25 protein-coding genes are annotated in these 20,746 nt (G+C 65.6%); 11 read left to right on the forward strand and 14 right to left on the reverse strand.

The features are described 5' to 3' along the window. Window positions 1–993, reverse strand: a 993-nt coding sequence (locus GH737_RS02580) for a peptidylprolyl isomerase (RefSeq protein WP_196232942.1), incomplete at its 3' end; no start/stop codon positions are given. A gap of 105 nt (window positions 994–1,098) precedes the next feature. Here GH737_RS02580 and tpiA point away from each other — a divergent pair. The 6 genes from tpiA (at window position 1,099) to trxB (ending at window position 5,908) form a co-directional block, all read left to right on the forward strand. Continuing rightward, window positions 1,099–1,863, forward strand: a complete 765-nt coding sequence (tpiA, locus tag GH737_RS02585; protein ID WP_155263298.1) for a triose-phosphate isomerase — start codon at window positions 1,099–1,101, stop codon at window positions 1,861–1,863. 65 nt (window positions 1,864–1,928) lie between these two features. Further along, window positions 1,929–2,483 carry a hypothetical protein gene (locus GH737_RS02590; protein ID WP_155263299.1) on the forward strand — a complete coding sequence of 185 codons (555 nt, stop codon included), beginning with the start codon at window positions 1,929–1,931 and terminating at the stop codon, window positions 2,481–2,483. Window positions 2,484–2,551: 68 nt separating this feature from the next. Beyond that, window positions 2,552–2,926 (forward strand): preprotein translocase subunit SecG, encoded by a 375-nt coding sequence (secG, locus tag GH737_RS02595; RefSeq protein WP_155263300.1) that lies wholly within the window; start codon window positions 2,552–2,554, stop codon window positions 2,924–2,926. A gap of 104 nt (window positions 2,927–3,030) precedes the next feature. Next, window positions 3,031–4,662 carry a CTP synthase gene (locus tag GH737_RS02600; protein WP_155263301.1) on the forward strand — a complete coding sequence of 544 codons (1,632 nt, stop codon included), beginning with the start codon at window positions 3,031–3,033 and terminating at the stop codon, window positions 4,660–4,662. 76 nt (window positions 4,663–4,738) lie between these two features. Beyond that, complete coding sequence (locus tag GH737_RS02605) at window positions 4,739–4,888, forward strand: lmo0937 family membrane protein (RefSeq protein WP_155263302.1); 150 nt, start codon at window positions 4,739–4,741, stop codon at window positions 4,886–4,888. 54 nt (window positions 4,889–4,942) lie between these two features. Then, window positions 4,943–5,908: a thioredoxin-disulfide reductase gene (gene trxB / locus GH737_RS02610; protein WP_155263303.1), complete on the forward strand. Its 966-nt coding sequence runs from the start codon at window positions 4,943–4,945 to the stop codon at window positions 5,906–5,908. A gap of 4 nt (window positions 5,909–5,912) precedes the next feature. Here the strand turns inward: trxB and truA are convergent, their stop codons facing one another. Together truA and fmt are read right to left on the reverse strand one after the other, a co-directional pair. Continuing rightward, complete coding sequence (truA, locus tag GH737_RS02615) at window positions 5,913–6,653, reverse strand: tRNA pseudouridine(38-40) synthase TruA (protein WP_155263304.1); 741 nt, start codon at window positions 6,651–6,653, stop codon at window positions 5,913–5,915. Continuing rightward, entirely contained in the window at window positions 6,650–7,552 is a 903-nt protein-coding gene (fmt, locus tag GH737_RS02620) for a methionyl-tRNA formyltransferase (RefSeq protein ID WP_155263305.1), read from the reverse strand. Before fmt ends, truA begins: the two co-directional genes overlap by 4 nt. 48 nt (window positions 7,553–7,600) lie before the next feature. On the opposite strand from fmt, the gene recR reads away from it, so the two are divergent. Next, on the forward strand, window positions 7,601–8,197 hold the full coding sequence (gene recR / locus GH737_RS02625) for a recombination mediator RecR (protein WP_155263306.1): 597 nt from the start codon (window positions 7,601–7,603) through the stop codon (window positions 8,195–8,197). Window positions 8,198–8,228: 31 nt separating this feature from the next. Then, window positions 8,229–8,777 (forward strand): peptide deformylase, encoded by a 549-nt coding sequence (def, locus tag GH737_RS02630; RefSeq protein ID WP_155263307.1) that lies wholly within the window; start codon window positions 8,229–8,231, stop codon window positions 8,775–8,777. A gap of 8 nt (window positions 8,778–8,785) precedes the next feature. Here the strand turns inward: def and GH737_RS02635 are convergent, their stop codons facing one another. From GH737_RS02635 to GH737_RS02645, 3 genes are all read right to left on the reverse strand, one after another. Beyond that, window positions 8,786–9,277: a hypothetical protein gene (locus GH737_RS02635; RefSeq protein WP_155263308.1), complete on the reverse strand. Its 492-nt coding sequence runs from the start codon at window positions 9,275–9,277 to the stop codon at window positions 8,786–8,788. 8 nt (window positions 9,278–9,285) lie between these two features. Beyond that, window positions 9,286–9,675, reverse strand: coding sequence for a four-helix bundle copper-binding protein (locus GH737_RS02640; protein WP_155263309.1), 390 nt, complete (start codon window positions 9,673–9,675; stop codon window positions 9,286–9,288). A gap of 89 nt (window positions 9,676–9,764) precedes the next feature. Further along, a complete protein-coding gene (locus tag GH737_RS02645) occupies window positions 9,765–10,664 on the reverse strand; it encodes a PD40 domain-containing protein (protein WP_196232943.1) in 900 nt (299 codons plus the stop codon). Between the two features lie 184 nt (window positions 10,665–10,848). On the opposite strand from GH737_RS02645, the gene GH737_RS02650 reads away from it, so the two are divergent. Beyond that, window positions 10,849–12,162 (forward strand): DNA recombination protein RmuC, encoded by a 1,314-nt coding sequence (locus tag GH737_RS02650; RefSeq protein ID WP_155263311.1) that lies wholly within the window; start codon window positions 10,849–10,851, stop codon window positions 12,160–12,162. Window positions 12,163–12,380: 218 nt separating this feature from the next. Here the strand turns inward: GH737_RS02650 and GH737_RS02655 are convergent, their stop codons facing one another. From GH737_RS02655 to GH737_RS02690, 8 genes are all read right to left on the reverse strand, one after another. After that, window positions 12,381–13,055 (reverse strand): META domain-containing protein, encoded by a 675-nt coding sequence (locus GH737_RS02655; protein WP_196232944.1) that lies wholly within the window; start codon window positions 13,053–13,055, stop codon window positions 12,381–12,383. Window positions 13,056–13,090: 35 nt separating this feature from the next. Next, window positions 13,091–13,888, reverse strand: a complete 798-nt coding sequence (locus GH737_RS02660; protein WP_155263313.1) for a TrmH family RNA methyltransferase — start codon at window positions 13,886–13,888, stop codon at window positions 13,091–13,093. Window positions 13,889–13,965: 77 nt separating this feature from the next. Continuing rightward, window positions 13,966–14,238, reverse strand: coding sequence for an HPr family phosphocarrier protein (locus GH737_RS02665; RefSeq protein ID WP_155263314.1), 273 nt, complete (start codon window positions 14,236–14,238; stop codon window positions 13,966–13,968). Further along, window positions 14,235–14,642, reverse strand: coding sequence for a PTS sugar transporter subunit IIA (locus GH737_RS02670; RefSeq protein WP_155263315.1), 408 nt, complete (start codon window positions 14,640–14,642; stop codon window positions 14,235–14,237). The genes GH737_RS02665 and GH737_RS02670 overlap by 4 nt, the downstream gene beginning before the upstream one ends. Further along, window positions 14,639–15,571 carry an RNase adapter RapZ gene (rapZ, locus tag GH737_RS02675; RefSeq protein WP_275401941.1) on the reverse strand — a complete coding sequence of 311 codons (933 nt, stop codon included), beginning with the start codon at window positions 15,569–15,571 and terminating at the stop codon, window positions 14,639–14,641. Before rapZ ends, GH737_RS02670 begins: the two co-directional genes overlap by 4 nt. Then, window positions 15,568–16,029 carry an HPr kinase/phosphorylase gene (locus tag GH737_RS02680; RefSeq protein ID WP_155263316.1) on the reverse strand — a complete coding sequence of 154 codons (462 nt, stop codon included), beginning with the start codon at window positions 16,027–16,029 and terminating at the stop codon, window positions 15,568–15,570. Before GH737_RS02680 ends, rapZ begins: the two co-directional genes overlap by 4 nt. After that, window positions 16,026–17,609: a sensor histidine kinase gene (locus tag GH737_RS02685; protein WP_155263317.1), complete on the reverse strand. Its 1,584-nt coding sequence runs from the start codon at window positions 17,607–17,609 to the stop codon at window positions 16,026–16,028. Before GH737_RS02685 ends, GH737_RS02680 begins: the two co-directional genes overlap by 4 nt. After that, entirely contained in the window at window positions 17,581–18,288 is a 708-nt protein-coding gene (locus tag GH737_RS02690) for a response regulator transcription factor (protein WP_155263318.1), read from the reverse strand. Before GH737_RS02690 ends, GH737_RS02685 begins: the two co-directional genes overlap by 29 nt. Before the next feature lie 254 nt (window positions 18,289–18,542). Between GH737_RS02690 and GH737_RS02695 the strand changes: the two genes are divergently transcribed. Together GH737_RS02695 and GH737_RS02700 are read left to right on the forward strand one after the other, a co-directional pair. Beyond that, window positions 18,543–20,192, forward strand: a complete 1,650-nt coding sequence (locus tag GH737_RS02695) for a phosphoenolpyruvate carboxykinase (protein ID WP_155263319.1) — start codon at window positions 18,543–18,545, stop codon at window positions 20,190–20,192. A gap of 38 nt (window positions 20,193–20,230) precedes the next feature. Continuing rightward, entirely contained in the window at window positions 20,231–20,680 is a 450-nt protein-coding gene (locus tag GH737_RS02700; protein ID WP_155263320.1) for a hypothetical protein, read from the forward strand. Window positions 20,681–20,746: the final 66 nt, after the last annotated feature.

Here is a 20,746-nt window from a genome sequence, read left to right on the forward strand (position 1 = left end):
CGTGTCGCCAGCGATGGATGCATAGGCCTCGCGTGTCTGGTCGGTCAGCGTCGTGACGGCCGCGTTGGCACCGGCCGGCGCGGCGGCGGCGGCGATCGTCGCTCCGCCTTTGGCGCGCTGCGCGATCGCACTCGCCGTCGCCTGGTCCTGAACGACGGCCTGGCTGATGCTGCGCATCTCCTTGGAGGCGTAATCGCCCTTGTGGCTATTGTAATAGGCCGTGACCTCCTGGTCGGTCGCAGTGACGTTCGCGACCTGCTCGGGGCCGATGCGGGCGATGCGCAGCGCCCGCTGCTCAGGCACCATGTAGCGGTTCTTGTTTGCCGCATAGTAACGCTGGAGGTCGGCGTCGGTCGGTTTGAACGCAGAGCGGAACACTTCGAGCGGAATGGCCGCGGCGTGACCCTCGCGCGATTCGAGCAGCATCGCCGCATAGGGGGTCCCCATGCCGACCGACACCCGGGCGTTTGCGGCGACCGGTGTCAGCATGTAGCGCTGCAGCAGCCCGCCCGCGAGAACCGAGCGGACCTCCGCGTCGCTCAGCCGCTGCTGTGCGAGAAAGGCGCGGTAAGCCTGGTCGCTGAACTGCCCGTTGAGTCCCTTGGTCTGCGGGATTTGCGCGATTTCGGCGTCGACGAGGCGTTTCGAAAGCGGGAATTTGAACTTCTGGGCGAAGGCGAACAGCGTCTTCTGGTCGATGAGGCCGCTCAGAATTTCGTCGAAGTCGCCGATGATGGTCGAATATTCCGCCTCGGGCCGCTGCTGCCGCGCCTCCTGGAGCCGGCGCTGCATCGCATCGCTCATCTCCTGCTCGGTGACCGGGACGCTGCCAACTTCGACCAGCGTCGAGCTTCCCATTCCGAACGACCATTTGCCGGAACCGACGTTCGACATGTCGGCCGATGCGAAGCCGATCAGGATCAAAATGAAGAAAGCCGCGATGATGGCGGTGCCGAACTTGGTCTTCTGCAGTCGGCGAAGCGAATTGAGCATGAGGTTCCTGGGGCAGAATGGCCGGTTCGCGGGTCGCTTTAGGGGCGAGCCTTGCAGGCATCAAGGCGGCGCCGCTAGTGGCGTTGCGAACAGAGGGGCGCGCTAGTGGCACTCAGGAAACTCATCGCTGGCAACTGGAAGATGCATGGCCAGTCGTCCGATCTCGAGGAGATAGCGGCGATCGCGGCGGCATCGCGACAGTTTGAGAATGTCGACATCGCGCTTTGCGTCCCTGCTATCCTCATCGAGCGCGCTTCGCGGGCGGTCCCGGACCTCGCGATCGGTGGGCAGGACGTGCATCACGCCGAAAAGGGAGCGCACACGGGATGCATCTCCGCTGACATGCTGCTCGATGCCGGGGCGGCACTGACCATCGTCGGCCATTCGGAGCGCCGCGACGCGCAGCGCGAGAGCGACGCCGAAGTGAAGGCGAAGGCGGAGGCCGCGCTTCGCTGCGGGCTAAGCGCGATCCTGTGCGTGGGTGAGAGCCTTGCGCTGCGCGAGCAGGGCGCTGCCGTTTCGACGGTCCTTGCCCAGCTCGACGGTTCGCTTCCCGACCGGCCCGCTTCCGACGCGGAGCTGGCGGTCGCCTACGAACCGGTGTGGGCGATCGGGACCGGCAAGATCCCGACGACGGCCGAAATCGGCGAAATGCACGCCGCGATCCGCGAGTGCCTGTTGTCGCGCTACGGAGACCAGGGACAGAGCGTCCGAATCCTCTACGGGGGCTCGGTCAAGGCATCGAATGCCGCCGAGATTTTCACTGTTCCCGATGTTGATGGAGCGCTGGTCGGCGGGGCGAGTTTGCGGGCGGCGGACTTTCTGCCCATCGTCGCGGCGGCCGCAGCCGCACAGCCGCGAGCTGCGTAGCCATTCAGTTCACAATCAGCGCGATTATGGTATGGAGCCCTATCGAAAGATAGGGAAAGGTTACAATGCGACTGATTGTTGGGACGGCTGCTGCCGTCGGGCTCTTCTTTGCGGCGCCCGCCGTCGCGCAGGCGCAGGCGGGGATCACCATCGGAATGCAGGTTACGGACGCGAGCGGTGCGCCGGTCGGGACCGTCGTCGGGCTCAAGGGCCCGAACCTGCTCGTCAAGACGAACAAGCACGAAGCGATGCTTCCGCGGACCAGCTTCTCCGTGTCCAAGGGCAAGCTCCTGTTCGGAATGACCCAGGCGCAGCTCGACGCGCAGATCGAGCAGAGCCTCGCCGCCGCCAATGCGGCGGTCGTCGCCGGGGCGACGGTGAAGGGGCTCGGCGGCACCGCGGTCGGCACGATCGAGTCCGTTGCCGACGGGAACGCGACGATCGCTTTGCAGAGCGGCAAGAAAATCGCCGTTCCGCAGACCGGGCTTCGCGGCAATGCCGACGCAAGCGTGACGATCGGCTACACCGCGGCCCAGCTCGAGGCGATGGTGCAGGGCGGCGCGCCGACCGCGGACGCTTCCGCGTCAACCCCCGCTGCAAGCGACACGTCGGGCCAATAAGCTTTGGTTGAAAGCGGGCGCGGCGCCGACTAAGTGGCGCCGCGCCCTTCCTTTTCAGAAAGCCACCGATGTTCGCATTCCTTCTGATCGTCCAGACGGTCATCGCCGTGTCGCTGATCGGCGTGATCCTGATGCAGCGCTCGGAAGGCGGCGGGCTCGGCGTCGGCGGAAGCTCCTCGGGCTTCATGACTGCGCGCGGTGCGGCGGACTTCCTGTCCCGCTCGACGGCGATCCTCGGCGGGCTGTTCATCGTCCTGTCGATCGTGATGGCCGCCTATGCCGGCAGCAGCCGCGAGCCGGCCAAGATCGACACCTCGCTCGCGAACACCGCGGCGCCGGTCGCGCCTAGCCAGGCGCCGAATCAGCAGGCACCCGGCCAGCAGGCGCCCGCGACCAACCCGCAACAGAACCAGACGCCACCGGCCGTTCCGCTCGCGCAATGACCTGAGGGGACAGTCGTCTGCGAGGGACGGTCCCTGAAATTCCGTGAAATTTTTTCTTCCGCGGGTTGCGTCGTCCGCTCCTGTCCCCCTAAGCCTCGAATCCCATGGCGCGGTTCATTTTCGTCACCGGCGGCGTGGTTTCATCGCTTGGTAAGGGTCTTCTCTCGGCCTCCCTCGGGGCGCTCCTCCAGGCGCGCGGCTTCAAGGTCCGAATCCGCAAGTTCGATCCCTATCTGAACGTCGATCCGGGGACGATGTCGCCCTACCAGCACGGCGAGGTCTACGTGACCGACGACGGCGCCGAGACCGACCTCGACCTCGGCCATTACGAGCGCTTCACCGGAGTGACATCGCGCCAGTCGGACAATGTCACCACCGGCCGCATCTACCGCGACATCATCGCGAAGGAGCGCCGCGGCGACTATCTCGGCGCGACGGTCCAGGTCATTCCGCACGTCACCAACGCGATCAAGGAATTCGCGCTGGCCGATACCGACAGCTGCGATTTCGTCATCTGCGAGATCGGCGGCACCGTCGGCGACATCGAGAGCCTTCCGTTCATCGAATCCATCCGGCAGCTACGGAACGACCTTGGCCGGGAGAATACGGTCAGCGTGCACACCACGCTGGTGCCGTGGATTGCGGCTGCGGGCGAGCTCAAGACCAAGCCCACCCAGCAGAGCGTCCGCGAGCTTTCCAGCCTCGGGGTCCAGCCGGAGGTCCTCCTGTGCCGTTCCGACCGCCCGCTGCCGGACAGCGAGCGGGAGAAGATCGCCCTTTTCTGCAATGTGCCCAAGTCGGCGGTGATCCCGGCGCTGGACGCGCGGAACATCTACGACGTGCCGCTTCAATACCACGAGGCGGGCCTCGACGATGAGGTTCTGCGCGCGTTCCGGCTTGAGGCTCCGGCGCCGGACCTCGGCCGCTGGCGCGAGATCATGGACCGGATCGACCATTACGACAGCGAGGTGACGATCGGCGTCGTCGGCAAATATGTGGGTCTTCCCGATGCTTACAAAAGCCTGCGCGAAGCATTGATCCACGGCGGCATCGCCAACCGCGCCAAGGTCAATATCGAGTGGATCGACGCCGAGCTGTTCGAGCATTCGGAAGGGGACATCGTCGCCGAGCTCGAGCCGCTGCACGGCATTCTGGTGCCCGGCGGCTTCGGTGAGCGCGGCAGCGAGGGCAAGATTGCAAGCGTCAAGTTCGCGCGCGAGCGCGACATCCCCTTTTTCGGCATTTGCCTCGGCATGCAGATGGCGTGCATCGAGGCGGCGCGGAACCTCGCCGGCATCAGCGAGGCCTCGACCACCGAGTTCGGCGAGACCACCGAGCCGGTCGTCGGGATGATCACCGAGTGGATGAGCGAGGAAGGGCTGCAGAAGCGTGCCGCGGGAGGCGATCTCGGCGGAACGATGCGGCTCGGCGCTTATCCCGCCAAGCTCGACGGCAACAGCGTCGTCCATTCGATCTATGGCAAGGACGAGATCAGCGAGCGGCACCGTCACCGCTACGAGGTCAACATCAATTACCGCGAGGCGCTCGAGGGGACGGGGCTGATTTTTTCGGGAATGTCACCCGACGACCAGCTTCCGGAGATCGTCGAACGGCCGGACCATCCGTGGTTCATCGGCGTGCAGTTCCATCCGGAGCTCAAGAGCCGCCCGTTCGACCCGCATCCCTTGTTCGCGGGTTTCATCGAGGCGGCGGTCAAGCAATCGCGGCTGGTCTGACGCGGCCCATTTAAGGAACAGGGCTTCTGCTGGGCCGTTGGTCTTTCGTTCCGCCATTACAACGAGGAAAGCGCCCATGCTCCTGACCATCGCCATCATCCTGCTCATCCTGTGGGCGCTCGGCTTCTTCGCCTTCCACGTCGCCAGCGGATTGATCCACATCCTGCTGATCATCGGCATCATCGTGCTGATCTGGAACTTCGTCGCCGGGCGCAGGGCTGTCTGAGGACCAGCTTTTTCGCCGTTGCCGGGCGGGGTGACGCACCCTAAATCCGGCGCGATGACCAACAGCATTTCGACCCGCTTGGCCGTTCTCGGCTCCGGCCCGGCGGGGCTCACCGCCGCCATCTATGCCGCGCGCGCCGGCCTCTCGCCGATCGTGATCCAGGGAATCCAGCCGGGGGGTCAGCTCACGACCACGACCGATGTCGAGAACTATCCCGGTTTCCGCGACGTCATCCAGGGCCCCTGGCTGATGGAGGAGATGCAGGCCCAGGCCGAGCATGTCGGAACCAAGGTCGTGTGGGATCATATCAGCGCCGTCGATTTGTCGCGCCGGCCGTTCCGCCTGACCGGCGACAGCGGCGTGCAATATTTCGCGGACACGCTCGTGATTGCGACCGGGGCCCAGGCACGGTGGCTCGGCCTGCCATCCGAAGAGCATCTGAAGAACAAGGGTGTCTCCGCCTGCGCGACCTGCGACGGCTTCTTCTTCCGGGGCAAAAAGGTAGCGGTCATCGGCGGCGGCAACACCGCGGTCGAGGAAGCGCTCTACCTCACCAACCATAGCCATGACGTCACGCTGATCCACCGCCGCGATTCGCTCCGTGCCGAGAAGATCCTCCAGGACCGGCTGTTCGCGAACGAGAAGATCGACGTCATCTGGGACAGCGAGGTGGTCGAGTTCGTCGGCTCCGGCGATCCCGAGGCGCTGGTCGGCCTCGACATCCGCAACAAGCGCACTGGTGAGATCAGCCGCGTCGAGGCCGAAGGCGCGTTCGTCGCAATCGGTCACAAGCCGGCGACCGAGCTTTTCGCGGGACAGATCGAGCTCGACGAGGACGGCTACATCAGGATCGAGGCCGGAACCACCAAGACCAGCGTGCCCGGCGTGTTCGCTTGCGGCGACGTGATGGACAAAATCTACCGTCAGGCGGTCACCGCGGCGGGCACCGGCTGCATGGCCGCGCTGGATGCCGAGAAGTATCTCGCGGCGCAGGAGTTCGAGGCACTGGCCGCCGAATAGGCCGTCAGGGGTAGACCGCCTCGACGAAATACAGCCCTTGCGGGGGAGCGTTGAATCCGAGCGCTGAACGGTCGCGCGCCTCGAGCGCCCCGCGCATTTCGTCGGGTCGCCACTGGCCGCGGCCGATTAGCGCAAGGCATCCGACTATCGAGCGCACCTGATGATGGAGGAAGCTGCGCGCGGCGGCGGCGACGTGAATTTCTTCACCGGAACGGCTCACCTCGAGCGAGTCGAGCGTCTTTACCGGGCTGTCGGACTGGCAATGCGCCGAGCGGAAGGTAGTGAAGTCGTGGCGCCCGACGAGGTGCGCGGCGCCTTGCCGCATTGCGTCCACATCGAGCGGCACGGCGATGTGCCAGACGCGGCCGGAATCGAGCGCAGGAGGCGCCCGGCGGCTGAGGATGCGGTACAGGTAGCGCCTGCCGATGCACGAGAAACGCGCGTGCCAGTCGTCAGCCACCTCTTCCACCTGCAAGATCGAAATTGGCTGCGGCCGAACGAGCGCGTTCAACCCCTCTCGCAGACGGTGCGGCGTGAGTGACTTCATGACGTCAACATGCGCTGCCATGGCGAGAGCGTGGACCCCGGCGTCCGTGCGTCCCGCGGCCGTAAATTGCGCCTGTTCTCCGGTCATCCGCTGAAGCGCTTCCTCGAGCGTTTGCTGGACCGACGGACCATGGTCCTGCCGCTGCCAGCCCATGAACGGGCCGCCGTCATATTCGATCGCCAGCCGCCACCGCGTCACGGCAGAACGGTGCCCTTCGGGATAGGAAAGCCGCGCAGCAGGTCACCCGCGGTCATCGGAGCGCGGCCGGCGCGCTGAACAGTCAGCGGACGTATGTAGCCCGAGCTGCAAGCGATGCTCAGGCAATGGTCGAGCACTTCCCCCGGCTGCCCTGAAGCGTCGATCCCCGCCACGGATTCGAGGAGCTTGATGCGTTCGTTGCCAATTTCGAACCAGGCTCCCGGGACCGGATTGAAGGCGCGAACCCGCCGCTCGACTTGCTCGGAAGCCTCCGACCAGTCGATGCGCGCCTCGGCCTTGTCGATCTTGGACGCGTAGGTCGCCCCTTGCTCCGGCTGCGGTTCGGGCGGTGTCGGATGACGGAGCCATTCAACCAGCGCACCGGCGCCGAGTTTCGACAGTTCGACAATTACCTGCCCGGCATTCTTGTGACGAATATCGAGCTCGCGCTTGAGCAACATCGGGCCGGTGTCGAGCCCCGAGTCCATTTTCATGATCGTCACGCCGCTCATCTCGTCGCCGGCGAGGATCGCGCGCTGGATCGGCGCGGCCCCTCGCCAGCGGGGGAGGAGCGACGCATGGACGTTGATGCAACCGCCCTTCGGCGCATCGAGGATCGGCTTCGGCAGGATCAGCCCATAGGCGGCGACCACGGCGAGGTCTGCGTCCGAGGCCCGGAACCGCGCTTGCTCGTCGGTACCGCGCAGGGTGCGCGGCGTCCGCACCTCGATCCCGAGCTCTTCCGCCCGCTCGTGAACCGCGGTCTTGCGCTCGCCTTTCCCGCGCCCGGCCGGCCGCGGCGGCTGCGAATAAACGCAGATCATCTCGTGCCCGGCTTCGACCAGAGCGTCGAGGCTCGGCACCGCAAAGTCCGGCGATCCCATGAAGACGATGCGCATCGCGGTCGCACTTGCGGGGCAGCGCAAGCGCGGTCAAGGAGGCGAACCATGGCGTCGCAGGAGATCGAAGCGCTGTCGCAGGCACTGGCACGCCTCCCGGGCCTCGGCCCGCGCTCGGCGCGCCGCGCGGTGCTTCACCTGATGAAGAAGCGCGAGACCGCGCTCCAGCCGCTGCTCGCCGCGCTCGGTCAGGTCGCCGACAAGCTGTCGACCTGCTCGACCTGCGGGAATGTCGACACTTCCGACCCATGCTCGATTTGCCGCGACCCGCGCCGCGACGAGAAGATGCTGTGCGTGGTGGAAGAGGTCGCCGACCTGTGGGCGCTTGACCGCTCGCGGCTGTTCCCCGGCCGCTATCATGTGCTCGGCGGCCGCTTGTCGGCGCTGGAGGGCATTGGCCCGGAGGAGCTCGGCATCGACCAGCTCGTGCGACGCGTGGCGGCGGGCGGCATCGACGAGGTCGTGCTGGCGATGAACGCCACGCTCGAGGGTCAGACGACGGCGCATTATCTCGCCGAGCGCCTGCAGGCCTTTCCCATTCGACTCAGCCAGTTGGCGCACGGACTTCCGGTCGGGGGAGAACTCGACTATCTGGACGAGGGTACGCTCGCGCAGGCATTGAGGGCGCGCCGCCCGATTTCTTGAACCCCATCGCTCGAACGACTAAATTCGCTCCATGGCCATTCGCCCGATCTTCGAGACGCCCGATCCTGTCCTCCGGCAAATCAGCAAGCCGGTGGAGACATTCGACAACGAACTGAAGACACTCGTTTCCGACATGTTCGAAACGATGTACGCCGCACCGGGCATCGGGCTTGCCGCGGTCCAGGTCGGGGTTCCGATCCGGCTCCTCGTCATCGACCTGCAGGAACCCGAGGACCCGGACGATCCGGAAAGCCCCAACGTCAGGGATCCGAGGGTGTTCATCAACCCGGAAATCTTGTGGCACTCGGACAGCGAGGTGCCCTATACCGAGGGCTGCCTTTCCGTCCCCGAGCAATATGCCGAGGTCATGCGCCCCGATCGCATCCGCGCCCGCTGGCAGGATGCCGAGGGCAAGGCTTACGAGGAAGAGATCGACGGGCTCCTGGCCGTCTGCCTCCAGCACGAGATGGACCATCTGAATGGCGTTTTGTTTATCGACCATCTCTCGCGCCTGAAACGAGACATGGTGCTAAAGAAGCTCGCCAAGTGGCGGAAAGAGCAACAGAAAAAGGCTGCGTAGTTCGGTCGTTATTGACCGCAGTAGATTAGCCCCATCGGCGAAATTGCGTTCGATTCCACCAGCATTGCGCGGGCGGATTCGGCGAAGCGCAGCTTGATGAGGTCGGTGTGGACCGGCTCCTTGGTCGGGCATTGCGCGGCGATGTCGTACCCGCCGGGCGCCTCGTCGACCTTGTAGAAGCTGCAGTGCGGACCGCCGTCGACGATCAGCGCGTCCGCGGTGAAGCGCCACGCCCTGGAGGTGCAGTCGCCCTCGCTCGGCGCCCAGCGACCCACGAATCTCAGGCCTGCATCGGCGGCCGGGAGCGTTCCCGGGCCGTTCGCAGCCGCCTGCGCGGCGGCTTCGTTTGCACCTTGACGGCCGAAATTCGCTCCGACCGAGGCCGCCGAGTTCGAGACCGACAGGTTTTCGCCGGCGCCGAATTCGTTTGCATACGGCTGTCCGGGCTTCTGACTGCACGCGGCCAGGACGAGGAATGCCACCGTGAGGCGATGGTGCATCGGACTGCCTAACCGATCGACGCCGCCGCGCTGCGACAATCCTCCGCGCATTCCCGGCACATCTGCGCGCACAGCCTGCAATGCTCGTGATCGTGGCGCTCGCATTCGGCGGCGCACGCGTCGCAGACCCGCGCGCAATGCTCCAGGGTCTCTCGAAGCACCTGCTCGTTCGATCCGGTCCGGCGCACCGCCAGCTTGCCCGTGGCTTCGCACACGTCCGCGCAGTCGAGACACGAGCGGATGCATTGGCGCATGTCCATCTTTTCCGCAGCGCACGCGTCGGCGCAGCTGAGGCACATGCGCGCGCAATACATCAGATGGTGCGCCGCATCCCCGAGCGGCTGGTTGACGTGCCCCGCGACGTCCGGGTGCAGCGCGATCATCTTGCGGATGGACATGGGCCTCGATCTCCCTCGCTTCATCGGGCGAGCGAAAAAGAGGCCCAAAGGTTCCGTCCACGGATGGGGCCCATCGGCCCGCCGCGGGTTCACCAGTTGCCGGTCGCCCTAGGTCGGGTCGCGAACCACATGTCGGGGGCAGGCGACGCGTTGCCCGGCCGCGCCGAGCTGAAGGTCAGCGTGGCGCCGTCCCAACTGATGAAGGGGCGTGCATCGAACCCACTGGAGCTGAGCGCCGGCAAGTGGATCGCCGGTCCGAACGGCTGCGACATGCTCGATCTCGTGGAATAATAGAGATCGGGACCGCCGAGGGTGCCGTAGCGGTCGGAATCGAAGAAGATCGTCTTGCCGTCGTGCGTGATGCTCGGGCGGTTGTCCGATGCGCTGCTATGCGGCCCCCCCGCGACCAGGCTCGCCGGGCCGCCGTCCACGCTCTGGTAGATCTTGCCTTCGCTACCGTCGAGGCGCCGCCTCGAGAACAGCATCACCTCGCGATCGCCGTCCTCGAAGATCGCGGCGCTTTCCTCCTCCCATCCGGGCTGATTGATGTTCGGGCCAAGGTGAGTGACCGACCAGGAGCCCGCGACGCGGTGCGCGACGTAGAGGTCGTAGGCCGGGTCGTCACGGTCGCTGGAAAAGAACATCCGATTGCCCTGGACGAGTGTCGGGCACGAATCGTTTGCCGTGCTGTTGATCGGCGCCGGCAGCGGGACAGGGGCGCCGAAGCCCCGCGACTTGCTGGGGCGGGTTGCGACATACACTTCGAAATTGCCGGAGCGGTTAGAAGTGAACGCGATCGTCAGGCCATCCGGCGAAAGGCTTGCGCAGCCGTCGACGGCGGGCGTGCTGATGGCTGGGCTGCTGCCCGGCAGGCTCGCCAGGTTCACTGGCGCCGACCAGTCGCCGAACGGCGGCATCGCTACCGCCGCACCCGCGCCGAGCACGGTCGCGAGCAGCGACCCCTTCAGGTAAACGTTCGATCTGTACATCATCCCCTCCTGTTGCGGGCTGCGGCCTGACCAATCTTCTCGGTTTGCCGGGAAGGGTGCGTCCGCTGCGCCGGCGCGGGAATGATGGAGTCCCGACGAATTGCCGATGTTGTGCCGATGATCGACTTGAGCCGCCGCCTCGCCCGTCCTACAGTTCCCATTCTGTTCCGGGGGAGTCACGGTCATGGACGCGACCGCCATTGCATTCGTTTTGGTTGGGCTGATCGTCGGCGCGGCGCTTGGCTGGCTGTGGGCGAGCCGGGAAGCTGCGGGCGCCAGGCAGACGGTCGAGAACCTTCGCCTCCAGCTCGACGAGGTCGTGAAGGAGCGCGACGCCAGTCGCGGCGCGGTCAATGAGCTCGGCGCGCTAAAGGCGGCACAGGAGGAGCGCGAGCGTTCGTTCGCACAGCAGATCGAGGGACTGAAAGACGCGAAAGAAAGCCTTTCGGCGCAGTTTCATGAAATTGCCAGCAAACTGCTCGGCGATGCCCGCAAGAGCTTTCTCGACCAGGCGGGTGAGCGGTTCACCCAGGCGGTTTCGCCCGTCGAAACGCTTCTCAAGACCTATCAGGAGAAGCTGCAGACGATCGAGAAGGAGCGAGTCGATCATTATGCCGGCCTGCGCGAAGCGGTCGAGCTGGTGCGGACAGGGCAGGGGCAGGTCCGGGACGAGACCCGCCACCTCGTCAACGCCCTGCGCGCTTCACCGAAGGCGCGCGGTCGCTGGGGGGAGCAGAGCCTCAGGAACGTGCTCGAGCAGGCGGGCCTGAGCGAACATGTGGATTTCCAGACCGAGGTGTCGGTCGACACTGGCGACGGCCGGCTTCGGCCCGATGTCATTGTCAGTCTTCCAGGCGGACGGAAGCTGGTGATCGACGCGAAATGCTCGCTCAACGCCTATCTCGACGCCTGCGAGGAAGTCGACGACGAGAAGCGTGATGCCTGCTTCCGTGCCCACGTCGCTTCGATGCGCAACCACGCCCAGCAGCTCGGATCGAAGTCTTATTGGGCGCAGTTCGGCGACGCGGCTGATTACGTCATCATGTACATCCCGGGCGAGCACTTCCTGGCTGCAGCGCTCGAGCAGGACCCGACCTTGTGGGACTGGGCCTTCGAGCGGCGTGTACTGCTTGCGACTCCCACGAACCTGGTCGCAATAGCGAAAACAGTTGCAAGCATCTGGCGGCAGGAGCGGCTGGCCGAAGCGGCTCAGGAAATCGCTAACCTTGGCAAGGAGTTGCATTCCCGTCTTGCGACGATGAACGAACATATGACTCGTGTCGGCAAGAACCTTTCGACCGCGAACAGCGCCTACAACCAGATGGTTGGCAGCTTCGAAAGCCAAGTGCTGACGCAGGCCAAAAGGTTCGAGACGCTTGGCGCCGGCAGCGCCAAGACACTCGACACACCGCCGATGGTCGAGATCGCGCCGCGTCCGCTCACGAAGCTTGCGGCCACGCCGTCGAACGACGACCCGCCGCGGGTCGCGGCTGAATAGAACGCCTTGCAAAATAGGGATTTGGCTGCTTGCCTCGCCGCGGCTCTGTCAAATTGTCGAACTGGACCGTCTTCGCTGGCGCTTCGTCACTGCGAACATTCGCGAACATTCGAACGATCACGGCTACCGCTCGAGCGCGATCGAACGGGCGGAAGGGCTGAGCGTCACGACTGCGGTCAAGGGACAAGGGCGAGACCCGGATCGCGGCTGAATCGGCCTTAATAGCTACGCACGAGCGTGATTCGGCCGCGGGCGTTGCTGAGCGTCAGCCGGTCCCCTCCGCTCCAGTTCATGGTCATCGGCTCGTTGAGGATCGCGCCGCCCTGCGACTCGAAACTCATGTCGGCGCAGGCCATCTGCGTCGCGATGACCATGCTCAGGTCTAGGACGTTGGCGGTCTGGGTGTAGTCGGCGCCCATCGAGTTGCAGCCGAACTTCGCGCCGACGCGGGTCGCCTCGAAGTTCATGAAGTAATTGGTGCCGGCGGGCGTCGACCGTCCGTTCACGGATTCGACCCGCCAATTGGTGCCGGCGAGGCTGGCCGGTGCGACGGCTTCGCCGCCGCATCCGTTGAACTGCCGCCCGTCGACCGATACCTGAACCTTGTCCGGGTAGACGCGGTCGCTCATGCCGTCGCTGCACCGGGCGTGGACGATGTTCACGTTGATCCGCGGCGTCTGATAGATTTCGCCCGCGACGCCGATGATCGGCTTGGGCGTGGGCTGCTTGATTGGCTGCGCCTCTGGCTCGACGAAGGTGATGTCGTGCTCGTCGATCAGCAGGTTCCAGAAAGGCTCCGTGCCGAGCGCATGGTAGGGCGCCGGCGGAGGGCCGGGGACAGTCATGCAGCCGCTCAGCGCGGCGGCGAGGGCAATCGTCAGCAGGCGTTTCATGCACCGAACAACCGTATGCACGGCGCCCGGTTCCGTCATCGCCAGCTCGCTTTGACGGCGAAGGCCGTCACCGCGGCGGCGATCGCCGCGTTGAGGCTGTCGGCCCGCCCGGCCATCGGGATTTTGACCAGCAGGTCGCACTCGGCCTCATATTCGGGCGGCAGCCCCTGCTGCTCATTGCCGATCAGGAGGAAGCACGGACGGCGGTATTCGGCTTCGAGATAGTCGTGCGTGGCCTTGAGGCTCGTTCCGACCAGCTCGCCCTCGCCAGAGCGGAGCCAGGCAAGGAAGTCGGGCCAGCGCGCGGCGGCGACTTCCTGGGTGAAGATGGCGCCCATCGAAGCGCGCACCGCTTCGACCGAGAACGGATCGGCGCTATCGTCGATCAGGATCAGCCCGCCCGCGCCGACCGCGTCGCCGGTCCTCAGGATCGTGCCGATATTGCCGGGGTCGCGCAGCGCCTGGGCGACGATCCATAGCGGAGCGGCGGAGCGGTCGATCCGCTCCAGCGACGTGTCCGGCTGCCGATAGGCGCCGAGCAGCATCTGCGGATTGTCCTTGCCGCTCATCTTCGAAAGGATGTCGGGCGTAGTTTCGACGGCATCGCCGCCGGCCGCTTCTGTCGCCGCGATGATCTCGGCGGCCAGCGGGTGCTTCGCTCCTTCGGGCGAGAAGGCGACGATCTCGGGAAGCCGGCCGCTGTCGCGCGCCTCGGTCAGGATGCGCAGCCCCTCGGCGAGGAACAGCCCTTCCGACCGCCGCGCCTTCTTGTCGCGCAGCGAACGCAGCAGCTTGACGGTGGAATTGGAAAAGGCGGTGATTTGCCTAGGCATTCGTCATTGCTAGCGGAGCAAAGCAACCCAGGCCCGCGCGGCAGGACAGCTTCGTCGCTACGCTCCTCGCAGTGACGCTATTCCTCACCAAATCTCTCTTCCACAAGCGCGACCAGCTTCGCCAGCGCTTCCTCGGCACCTTCGCCCTCGACACGGATGGTGATCGCGTCGCCCTTTGCCGCGCCGAGCATCATCAGGCCCATGATCGAGGTGCCGCAGACCTTGTTGCCGTCCTTCTCGACTTCGATGTCCGCCCCGATCTCGCTCGCGAGATTGACGAATTTGGCGCTCGCCCGGGCATGGAGGCCGCGCTGGTTCGTGATCCGGACCTCGCGGCTGGCCGCCGTCAAGCAGCGGCCTCGCCCAGAATCTCCGATGCGACGGAAATATATTTGCGCCCGGCCTCGCGCGCCGCCGCGACCGCGGCATGGACCGGCATCACCTTGCGCGCGCCTTCGAGCCGGATCAGCATCGGCAGGTTCACGCCGGCGATCACCTCGACGTTCTCGCCCTTCATCAGGCTGATCGCGAGGTTCGACGGAGTCCCGCCGAACAGGTCGGTGAGGATGATCACGCCCTTGCCTTGGTCGACATGGGTGATGGCGGCGGCAATGTCCTTGCGGCGGCTTTCCATGTCGTCGTCGGGACCGATGCAGATCGCTTCGATCGCGTCCTGCGGCCCGACCACATGTTCCATTGCGGTGATGAACTCGGCCGCAAGCCGGCCGTGGGTCACCAGCACCAGTCCAATCATCGACTCAACTCGTCCTCGCCCTCGCTTGCCGGTATGCGCCCGGGATGCCGTTCGATCGTGTCCCGCGGGGGTGAGGCGAGATCACGATGGCGGACATTCGGAGCAAACCCGGCTCTTCGCAACCGCTCTGCCATTTCGACTGCCGCGGCGACCGAACGGTGCCGCCCTCCCGTACAGCCGAATGCGACGGTCACATAGCTTTTGCCAGCGGCCCAGTAGCGGGGAATCCAGTCGATGAGAAGCTTCTCGATCCGGTCCACTGTCTCGCCCCACGCGGGCTCCCGGCCAAGATAGTCGCGGACCGCCTGGTCCTCTCCGGTCAGCGGCCGAAGCTCGTCGATCCAGTGAGGATTGGGAAGAAAGCGAAGGTCGAAGACCAGGTCGGCAGTGCGCGAGATTCCTCGCGCGAACGCGAACGAGGCGACGGTCAGCACCGGCTGGTCGGAATCGCCGCCGTAGCGGCGCTGGAGCTCGTCGCGAAGCTCGGCGGGGCTGAGGTCGGTCGTGTCGAGAACGCTGTCGGCACCGTTGCGCAGGGGCATTGTCAGCTGGCGCTCGCGGGCGATCCCATCCTCGGCAGGCCGGTCGGGCGCGAGCGGGTGCCGCCGCCGTGTCTCGTCGTAGCGGCGCATGAGCTCGGTGCCGGAGCAATCGAGATAGAGGACCTCGGGCTCCACTCCCTCGACCGATCGGAACAGCGCGGGCAGGCGCTCGGCGTCGAAGCCGCGGCTGCGCGCGTCCATCGCCACGGCCACTGGCACCGTGCGGCATTCGCCGCCGCCGTGGACGAACTGATTGAGGAGGTCCGCGGGAAGGTTGTCGACTGTGTCCCAGCCCATGTCCTCGAGCGTGTCGAGCACTGTCGATTTGCCCGCCCCGGACATTCCGGTGACGAGCAACAGGCGCGGCAGGCGCCGCGCAGCGCTCACTGGAACCTGAGGCCCATGCGGCCGAGAGCGAGCGAGACTTTCGACGGGGCGGAGGCAGTCATCGCATCGATCGAGATCAGCGGCAGGCCGACGCCGAGGATCGGCCGCTCGCGGCTGTCGTCGGGGAGTCGCTGGATGTCGCTGGTGAGCTCGACGAGCAGCGCGACCGGTACGTCGCCGAGCCGCTCCACCTCGACGATCCCGATGCCGCGGACCTCGAGCTTGCCGGCGATGGCCGGCGGCGCCGTCGCGACCAGGCGATCGCCGTCGCGCCTGACGATCGTCTGGTCGTCGCTGACGAGCGTGAAGCCGCGATCGAGCAGGCGCAGCGTGAGATCCGACTTGCCCGACCCCGAAGGGCCGGTGATCAGCACTGCGCGGCCGTCGATCGCAACCGTGCTTGCGTGAATGGTCTCGGCCGACAGGCGCGGACCGGTTCCCGGTTGCGGCGGGTTCATTCGCGGTCCGCCGCGGGAAGCCGGATGGTGAAGCGGGCGCCGGATGGGGCGTCATCGCGGTCGTGCACGTCAATCTCCCCATCGTGGCCTTTGACGATTGCCTGGGCGATGGCAAGGCCGAGGCCTGAATGGCGGCCGAACTTCTCGCCTTCCGGGCGGACCGAGTGGAAGCGGTTGAAGATTGCTTCACGCGCTTCGGGCGGAACGCCGGGGCCCTCATCGTCGATGCGGATTCGGACCTCGTCGCCGACGTGCGCGGCGGCAATCTCGACCAGCCCGCCGGGAGGGGAGAAGCTGACGGCATTGTCGATGATGGCGTTGATTGCACGCGCGAGGCGGTCGGGCTTGCCCATGACCGCTGCCGTGTCCTTTCGCGGGCGTGCGAAGGCGATTCGCGCATCGCCTTTCTCGCGCCGCGTTTCCCAGCTCGAGACGATCTGCTCGATAAGCGATCCCAGATCGACGCGCTCGAACTCGGCGCGGAGAAGCTCGGCATCGGTGCGAGCGGCCTCGCTGATATCGTTGATCAGCCGGTCGAGCCTGCGCACGTCCTCGCGTACGATGGCCATCAGCTTGCGGCGCAATTCGGGATCGTCGACGCGGTCGAGCCCGTCGACTGCCGAACGCAGCGAGGCGAGGGGATTCTTCAGCTCGTGAGTCACGTCGGCGGCGAAAGCCTCGATATTGTCGATCCGCTGCCGCAGCGACTGGCTCATGTCGGAAACGGAACGGGCGAGAAGGCCGATCTCGTCGCTGCGGTTGGGCAGGCGAGGCACCTTGACCTCCCGGGCGCGCCCGAGACGGACCCGGTGCGCAGCGAGCGCCAGTCTCCGCAACGGACGCACGATCGTCCGCGCCAGGAACACCGAAACCAGCACGGAAAGCAGAATGACCAGGATCATCGCGCCGACGATCAGCGTCCGCTGCTTGCGCACCGTCTTGGTGAACGTCCGGTCGTTGTCGGTGGCGAGCAGGATGCCGCCGTCGATCGGGACTGCCGACGAGATGACGGGCGTCAGGTCCGGCGCATTGCGCACTTCGGTCGTCGCGCGCCCCAGCTTGATCGCCCTCACTGCCTCCGGCCATGCACCCAGCCGATCGACGGGCGGCTCGACATAGTCGTCGCGCGACCTGGCGCCCACGATCAGGTTGAAGCCGTGGTCGAGCGCCCGAGCGACGTCCTTGGTCCACTTTTGCGTCTTCGGATCGCGTAATTCGTAGGTCGGCCCGGTCAGCTGCCAGCTGTCGATCCGAAGCGACCCGTCGCGGCCATAGAGGCGGAAGCGGTCGCCGGTGACCTTCGACGCGGTGGCCAGCAGCGCCGGCCAGTTCTCCTCCGGCACATGTCCCATCGCGGCTACGGCTGTCGCTGTTTCCATTCGTGCCTGGTGGGTACGTTCCTTGCTCAGCCGGTTGCGGAACACGTCGAGGTAGAGCGTGCTCAGAGCCACCAGCAGCAAGGTCAGGATATTGACGGCGAGAATCCGGTGCGTGAGCGTCCACCTGCCCGACCAGCGCAAGGCGAGGTCCGGCGGGTCGGCCGCGCCGGTGCTATTCGTCGAATCGATAGCCGACTCCATAGAGGGTCTCGATTGCATCGAACTCCGGGTCGACGCCGCGGAACTTGCGCCGGATGCGCTTGATGTGGCTGTCGATGGTGCGGTCGTCGACATAAACGTCGTCGCTATAGGCGACATCGAGCAATTGGTTACGGCTTTTCACCACGCCCGGCCGCTGCGCGAGCGCTTCGAGGATGAGGAACTCCGTGACGGTGAGGCTCACATCCTTGCCGTCCCACCGGACCTTGTGGCGTGCCGGGTCCATCACGAGGCGGCCTCGCTCGAGCAGCGCCGGCTCTTCCTCGGCATTCGCCGCCGCCGCTCCGCCGCGCTCGAGCTCCTGCCGCCGCAGGATCGCGCGGATTCGGGCGATCAGCAGCCGCTGCGAGAAGGGCTTGGAGATGTAATCGTCGGCGCCCATCGCAAGGCCCAGCGCTTCGTCGAGCTCGTCGTCCTTCGAGGTCAGAAAGATCACCGGCATGGCGCTGAACTCGCGCACACGCCGCAGCAGCTCCATTCCGTCGAGGTTCGGCATCTTGATGTCGAATACCCCAAGGTCGGGCGGATTGTCGCCGATCGCCTTCAACGCAGCCATCGCGTCCGAATAGACGCGCGTCACGAATCCCTCCTGCTGCAGGGCGATCGACACCGAGGTCAGGATGTTCCGGTCGTCATCGACCAGCGCGATCACATGGCTCATCCGCTGCTCTGTCGATGCCCTCCCGATGAACGGAAGGGATTAGCGGTGGGGTGGCAGGCGCACAAGCACGGCCGCAAACAGCACCGATCGAATGTTAGCGTTACCGTCGGATATCAGGTGCCCGGCAGCCGCTAAGCCGTTTTGACCACGCAACCTTTTCGTGCCTATAGGCGCTTCTAACGCATACGTATGCGGCGGCAGGCCAGGCACCGGTCGCCGCCGCTTTTGACATGTTGGAAAGGGAAGCAGCTAAAGTGAACGACCGCGTTCCGCGTCGTGGCCTCGACGCCCAGGGGATCGCCACCGGCGCCGAAATCTTCTGGAACCTGACGACGGCACCGCTGGTGGAGCATGCGGTGCGCCGCGGCGAAGGCCTGCTCGCAAAGGAAGGGCCGCTGGTCGTCCGCACCGGCAAGCACACTGGCCGCAGCGCCAAGGACAAGTTCACGGTCAGGGACGAGCTGACCAGCGATGCCATCTGGTGGAACGACGGCAACAAGCCAATGGACCCGGACGCCTTCGAGCGGCTCTACGACGACTTCCTTCTAGCGCTCGCCGATCAGGAGCAGCTCTACGTCGCGGACCTCTACGGCGGCTCGCAGCCGGAACACCGGGTGCGCGTTCGCGTCATCAACGAGCTCGCCTGGCACAATCTTTTCATCCGCACGATGCTGGTGCGGCCCGACGCGGCCGATCTCGCGAGCTTCGATCCCGAGTTCACGATGATCGACTTGCCGAGCTTCCGCGCCGATCCCGAGCGCCACGGCTCGCGCAGCGAGACAGTCGTCGCGGTCAACTTCACCAAGAAGCTGATCCTGATCGGCGGCACCTCCTACGCCGGCGAGATGAAGAAGTCGGTTTTCGGCCTTCTAAACTTCCTCCTTCCGCCGCAGGGCATCATGCCGATGCACTGCTCGGCCAACATCGGGCCCAAGGGCGACAGCGCGATCTTTTTCGGCCTGTCGGGCACTGGCAAAACGACGCTTTCGGCTGACCCGAACCGGACGCTGATCGGCGACGACGAGCATGGGTGGTCGGACACGGCAGTCTTCAATTTCGAAGGTGGCTGCTACGCGAAGATGATCCGTCTCTCGGCAGAGTCGGAGCCGGAAATCTACGCGACGACGAAGCGCTTCGGCACGGTGCTCGAAAATGTCGTCATCGATCCGGTGACCCGCGAGCTCGACCTCGACGATCCGGCGCTCGCCGAAAACAGCCGTGGCGCCTACCCCATCGATTTCATCCCGAATTCGTCTGTGGACAACATGGGTCCGGTGCCCAAGAACGTCGTCATGCTGACCGCCGACGCCTTCGGCGTGCTGCCGCCGATCGCGAAGCTGACGCCCGACGAGGCGATGTACCACTTCCTCTCGGGTTACACCGCCAAGGTCGCCGGCACCGAAATCGGAGTTACCGAGCCGCAGGCGACCTTCTCGACCTGCTTCGGCGCGCCCTTCATGCCGCGCCACCCTTCGGTCTACGGCAACCTGCTCAAGAAGAGGATTGCGGAAGGCGAGGTCGATTGCTGGCTGGTCAACACCGGCTGGACCGGCGGTAAGTACGGGGTCGGCAGGCGCATGCCGATCAAGGCCACGCGCGCGCTGCTCAATGCGGCGCTGGACGGCAGCCTGAAGCATGCCAAGTTCCGCAAGGATCCGAATTTCGGCTTCGAGGTGCCGGTCGAACTTGCGGGCTGCACCGAGCTGCTCGACCCCAGGAGTACCTGGGCCGACGCTGCCGAATATGACGCGACGGCCGCGAAGCTCGTCGAATTGTTCGCCAAGAATTTCGCCCAGTTCGCTGACAGCGTGGACGAGGGGGTTCGCGCGGCTGCCCCGAAGGTGACGGGCGGGCAAGAACGACAACAAATGCAGGCGCAAGCTCCGCAAGCCACCTCAGCTTAGGCCCGGCGCCGGTCGGGCCCTTCCCAGGGACCCGATCGATGACCGAGCTTCACCCCCGATTCTTCAACTCCGACGCCGAGATCGAGCACATCGGCGAGGGTCTCGTCGCGCGTACGCTGCCGCGCAGCGAATGGACCCACGAGGCGCACCTTGCGGCGACCACCTACCTGCTGCTGAAGCGCCCTGACATCGACATCGACAAGGATCTGCCCGGGCTCATCCGCCGCTACAACGAGAGCGTCGGCGGTGTGAACAGCGACACCGAAGGCTATCACGAGACGATCACCCGCGCCTTCCTTCACGGCGTGCGGCTGTTTCTATCGGAAGCGGAGCTGTCGGAACCGCTGCACGAGCTCGTCAACTCGCTGCTGCTGTCGCCGACGGGCGACCGCGACTGGCCGCTGCGCTTCTATTCGCCCGATCGGCTATTTTCGATCGAGGCCCGGCAGACGTTCATTTTGCCGGACATCGCATCCTTGCCCCAATAGTGGTCAGAGCGGTTCGGCCCTCGCCATATACTCAGCGCGGGCCTTCCGCTTTATGAGCTGCGAGTG

Source organism: Sphingomonas segetis (assembly GCF_009720245.1).
GTDB classification, from domain to species: domain Bacteria; phylum Pseudomonadota; class Alphaproteobacteria; order Sphingomonadales; family Sphingomonadaceae; genus Sphingomicrobium; species Sphingomicrobium segetis.